General features: G+C 74.2%; 5 protein-coding genes and 1 rRNA gene. 4 read left to right on the forward strand and 2 right to left on the reverse strand.

The genetic code is table 11. The features are described 5' to 3' along the window. Window positions 1-251 precede the first annotated feature (251 nt). From ACZ4W5_RS37660 to ACZ4W5_RS37675, 4 genes are all read left to right on the forward strand, one after another. A complete protein-coding gene (locus ACZ4W5_RS37660; protein ID WP_465659736.1) occupies window positions 252-1,157 on the forward strand; it encodes a polysaccharide lyase in 906 nt (301 codons plus the stop codon). A gap of 232 nt (window positions 1,158-1,389) precedes the next feature. Continuing rightward, window positions 1,390-2,592, forward strand: a complete 1,203-nt coding sequence (locus tag ACZ4W5_RS37665) for an MFS transporter (RefSeq protein WP_465659738.1) — start codon at window positions 1,390-1,392, stop codon at window positions 2,590-2,592. 119 nt (window positions 2,593-2,711) lie between these two features. Further along, window positions 2,712-3,065, forward strand: a complete 354-nt coding sequence (locus ACZ4W5_RS37670) for an ArsR/SmtB family transcription factor (protein WP_360246108.1) — start codon at window positions 2,712-2,714, stop codon at window positions 3,063-3,065. 112 nt (window positions 3,066-3,177) lie between these two features. Then, window positions 3,178-4,545 (forward strand): MFS transporter, encoded by a 1,368-nt coding sequence (locus tag ACZ4W5_RS37675; protein WP_465659740.1) that lies wholly within the window; start codon window positions 3,178-3,180, stop codon window positions 4,543-4,545. Between the two features lie 33 nt (window positions 4,546-4,578). Here the strand turns inward: ACZ4W5_RS37675 and ACZ4W5_RS37680 are convergent, their stop codons facing one another. Beyond that, on the reverse strand, window positions 4,579-4,905 hold the full coding sequence (locus ACZ4W5_RS37680; protein ID WP_465659742.1) for a hypothetical protein: 327 nt from the start codon (window positions 4,903-4,905) through the stop codon (window positions 4,579-4,581). A gap of 176 nt (window positions 4,906-5,081) precedes the next feature. Then, window positions 5,082-5,148, reverse strand: a 5S ribosomal RNA gene (rrf, locus tag ACZ4W5_RS37685); the annotation flags it as partial.

Here is a 5,148-nt window from a genome sequence, read left to right on the forward strand (position 1 = left end):
GGGCTGCGGGCCGGCGGCCGGGGCACGGCCCACCCTGGTCGTGCACCTCGGCCTGGTCTCCCCCCACCCCCCCCCCCCCACCCCCCCCCCCCCCCCCCCCCCCCCCTCCCCCTCTCCCCCCCCCCCCCCCCCCCCCCCCCCCCCCCCCCCCCCACGGCCCTTTCCCCTTCCCTTCCCCGCCCCTTTGCCCAAGCGCGCCCCGGGCGTGCGGCATGATCTGTACGGATCAACCGTCGACCGAGGAGCCACCGATGAACCGCTCCGCGCGCACCGCCGCCCTGGCCGCACTGGCCCTGCTCACCGCCGCCGGCTGCGCGGCCACCCCCGCACGGGCCCGCGCCCACCCGCCCACCGACTCCGCCACCGCCGCCACCGCCGCCGCCCCCGCGCCCAGCGGCTCGGCCGCCTGGACCGGCGGCTTCCGCGGCTACGGCACCGCCCAGTGGCAGCGCTCCTGGGGCGTCGCCGCCCAAGGCGCCTGGGGCGCAGCCGACTTCGCCGCCGTCGAGGACCGGACGGCCCCCGACGGCGGCCCCGCGCTCCAGGTGACGTACGGCGCCGGCTCCTCGGCCAACTCCTGCACCGACTGCCCCAATCCGGGCGGCGGCCAGTTCTACACCGACCTGAACGCGCTCGGCCTGTCCGCCCTCGCCCAGGGCCCCACCCTGGACCTCAAGTACTCCCTCCGGTTCCCCACCGGCCGCGACTGGGGCAAGGCCGGCAAACTGCCGGGCCTGTACGGCGGGAAGATCGGCCAGGAGTCCGGCGGCAACCACGGCGCGGGCTGGTCGACCCGCTACATGTGGCGGGGCGCCAACGGCAGCCCCGACAACGGCGAGCTCTACCTCTACACCCCGACCAACTCCGGTCCGACCGGCTACGGTGTGGACGAGGGCCTGGGCGACTGGCACTTCCAGGCCGACGACCGCTGGCACACCGTCGAGCAGTCGGTGAACCGGAACACCGGTGAGGTCACCGTCTGGTACGACGGCCGCCAGGTGTACTCCGCCAAGGTCGCCTCCGGCATCGCCTCGATCCCCTTCGGCGGGGTGCTGTTCTCGACCTTCTACGGCGGCCACGACACCAGTTGGGGCCCGGCCAGCACCCAGCGGGCCCAGTTCGCCGGCTTCTCGCTCTCCGCCGGCGTCCAGCACTGACGAGCGGCCGGGCCGGTGGGCCGCCGCGCGGGCCGGTGGTGCCGGGACCGGCCCTCGCGGGGGCCTCACCGCCCTCGTCAAGGAGCTTTCCGGACTCCGGGATCCCAGCTGGAAATGGTCCGTGAAGGGGCGGCCAAACGTGTAGAGGTCATGCCATACTGCGTCGGTGACCTCAGCCAGCCCAGCGACACCCCCGCCCCGCGCCAGGCCCCAACTGGGCCGGAAATTCACCATGCTGTGGTCGGCGTCGTCGATCTCGGCGGTCGGCGACGGCATGCGGGACTCATCGCTTCCGCTGCTCGCCCTGGCCATCTCGGACTCCCCGTCCGCGGTGTCCGTGGTCGCGGTGGCCGGATCGCTCCCCTGGCTGCTGATGGCCCTGTTCGGCGGCGTCATCGCCGACCGCTTCGACCGCCGCCGGCTGATGTGGACGATCGACCTCGGCCGGGCCGCCATCCTGCTGGGGTTCGCCGCCTGGGTCTTCTCCACCACCCCGCCGCTCGCCCTGCTCGCCGCCCTGGCCTTCGTCCTCGGCTGCGGCGAGACGGTGTTCGTCAACGCCGCCACCTCGACCATCCCGGACGTGGTCCGCTCCGAGCAGCTGGACGTCGCCAACGGCCGCCTCCAGGGCGGCCTGCTGGTCGGCCGGATGATCGGCCCACTGGTCGGCACCACCCTGTTCGCGATCGCGGCCGGCTACCCGTTCACCGTCGACGGGGTCTCCTTCGCCCTGGCCGCCGTCCTGGTCGCCGCGACCGGCCGCTCCGGCGCCCCCCGGGCGCGGTCCGAGCGCCGGGTCATGGCCGAGGTCCGCGAAGGCGTCCGCTGGCTGTACGGACACCGGCAACTGCGCCTGGTCGCCTCGCTCTCCGCCGTGGCCGCGGGCGCCTCCTCACTCGGCATCACCATGTTGGCGCTGCTGGTCACCCGCACCCTGCAGGAGCCCACCTGGGCCTTCGGCGCCGTCCTCGCCACCGGCGTGGCCGGCGGCACCGCCGCGAGCATGCTGGCCGGCCGCATCGGCGAGCGGCTGAGCCGACGGGCCCGGATCACCCTCTCCTTCGTGCTGATGGGCTCCTCGCTGCTGCTGATGGGCCTGAGCCCCTCGGTGTTCGTGGTGGCACCGCTGTTCGCGCTCGGCAACTTCGGCGTGGTCACCTGGAACGTCCAGGCGATCTCGCTGCGGCAGCAGACCGTGCCCAAGGAACTGCTCGGCCGGGTCAACAGCTGCTACCTGATGCTCTCCCGGATCGGGATGCTGATCGGCGCCGGCCTCAGCGGCTGGATCGGCTCCACGGTCGGCATCCGCACCCCGATCGTCATCGCCGGTGCGCTGATCCTCGCCGCGCTGTTCGCGATCCCGCGGATGGGCGACCTCGAACCGGCCCCGGCGCCCGTCGCCGAGGACCAGCCGGTCGAGCAGCGCGCGGGCTGACCGCCCGACCGGCCGCCGCTGCTCCGGGGCCCGCTGCCGGCCGCCGTCACCTGGGCCTACCTCCGCCGCCGCGGTCCGTCGTCATGAGCGCACCTGCGCACGCGGTCTAGGATGCGGGCATGAGCTCCGGCGCCGATCTGGCAGATGCACACCGTTCGCAGCAGCGGGCCGAGGCGCGGCTGGACGTCGCCGCCTCCGTCCTCTCCCTGCTGGCCGACCGCACCCGGCTGGCGCTGCTGGAGCGGCTCGGGCGGGGCGAGGCGGACGTGACCACCCTGACCGAAGTGACCGGTGCCGCCCGGCCGTCGGTCAGCCAGCACCTGGCCAAGCTCAGGCTGGCCGGGCTGGTCGCCACCCGCAAGGACGGCCGTCGGGTGGTCTACTCGCTGCGCCACGGACACCTGCGCCGGCTGGTGGACGAGGCACTGAACGTCGCCGACCACCAGATCGGGCACCTCCCGCCGCACGACTGAGCCCCGGCCCGTCCACGCGGGGTCGTTCCGCCCGTCCAACAGGTGCACAGGTACGCACGCATTGCCTATGATGGGCGCACCACCACCCCCATCGCCGCCCCGGGACGGGCCCATGCTGACCGTGCTGCGCAACCGCACCTACCGCCACCTGTTCACCGCCCAGGTCGTCGCCCTGGTCGGCACCGGCCTGGCCACCGTGGCGCTCTCGCTGCTGGCGTACTCGATCGCCGGGAGCGACGCCTCGGCCGTCCTCGGCACCGCACTGGCGATCAAGATGGTCGCGTACGTGACCGTCGCCCCGGTCGCCGGAGCCCTCGCCGGGCTGGTCCCCCGGCGCACCCTGATGGTCGCCATGGACCTCACCCGGGCCGCCGTCGCCCTCACCCTGCCGTTCGTCGACCGGGTGTGGCAGGTCTACGTCCTGATCTTCCTGCTCCAGGCCGCCTCCGCCGCCTTCACCCCGACCTTCCAGGCCACCATCCCCGAGGTGCTGCCGGCCGAACGCGACTACACCCGGGCGCTGTCGATGTCCCGGCTCGCCTACGACCTCGAGTCGCTGTTCAGCCCGGCGCTCGCCGCCCTGCTGCTGTCCGTGGTCCCGTACCACTGGCTGTTCGCCGGGACGACCGCGGGCTTCCTCGCCTCCGCGGCCCTGGTCGTCTCCGTCGTACTGCCCAGGCCCCGGCCGGTCGAACGGACCGAGGGGATCTACCGCAAGGCCGCGTTCGGCACCCGGCTGTTCCGGGCCACCCCACGGCTGCGGGCGCTGCTCGCCCTGGACCTCGCCGTCGCCGCCGCCGGCGCCATCGTCTTCGTCGACACCGTCAACGTGGTCCGCGACCACTTCCACCGCCCAGTAGGCGCCGTCTCGGTGGCCCTCGGCGCGTACGGCGTCGGCTCGATGCTCGCCGCCCTGCTGCTGCCGCGGCTGCTCGCCCGGGCCAGCGACCGGTCCGTCATGCTGCCCGCCGCCTTCGCACTGCCCGGCGTCCTCGCCGCCGTCACCGTGATCACCGCCGTCCCCGCCGGCACCGGGAGCTGGCTCGCCCTGCTCGCCACCTGGGCCCTGGTCGGCGCCGCCGGCTCCGCCGTCCTGACGCCCGGCGGCCGGGTGATACGCCGCTCCGCCGCCGACCCGGACCTGCCGGCCGCCTTCGCCGCCCAGTTCTCGCTGTCGCACGGCTGCTGGCTGCTCACCTACCCGCTGGCCGGCTGGCTCGCCGCCGGGGCCGGACTCCCCGCAACAGCCGTCGTCCTGGGCGCGGTCGCCCTCGCCGCCGCCGTCACCGCCACCGCCCTGTGGCCCACCCGGGACCCGGACACCCTCAGCCACCGCCACACCGACCTGCCGCTCGGCCACCCCCACCTCGCGGACGCCCGCCCCACCCCCGACGGCAGCGGCTGGCAGCACGGCCACCACTACGTCATCGACCAGCACCACCCCAGCTGGCCCCGCCCACCCCGCGCCGCCCTGAACTGAGGGCCCCGGCACGGCGTTTCGAGGGCGCCGGAACTACCCCCGGGTCACCGGGATGCTGTGCGCGGCCATCGCCTCCACCAGCCGGTCCGGCTCGTCCGGGGTGATCACCGGCCTGACCTTGGCCCCGAGGTCGACGACGAAGGCCACGCTCTTGTCCACCCGCCCCAGGTCCAGGTTGAAGTAGTGGACGAGGTCCCCGGAACCCCAGATCCGCCACCGCCCGCCGACCCGGGTCAGCGGCACCTGCCGCAGCCCGCGGATCCGCCCGTACGGGATGCGCTTGGCAATCCCCAGCGGGAAGTAGTACCGGCGAATCACGAGCTCACTCGCGGTGCACGTCACCAGACCGTCGTTGTACATGCCGGCCAGGCTAGCCCCGGCCCCCGGCACAAACCCGACCATCAGGGGTCGATCCGGGCAGGTACGCCCGGACGCCGCATTGAGGGGACTACCTGGTGATACGCCTACTGCGCTCTCCGCCGGAAATGCGAAGAGCCCCCGCCGGGTACACCCGGCGGGGGCTCTTCTGAATGATTGTTCGGCGGCGTCCTACTCTCCCACAGGGTCCCCCCTGCAGTACCATCGGCGCTGTGAGGCTTAGCT

This window comes from Kitasatospora sp. NPDC029367 (assembly GCF_055569135.1).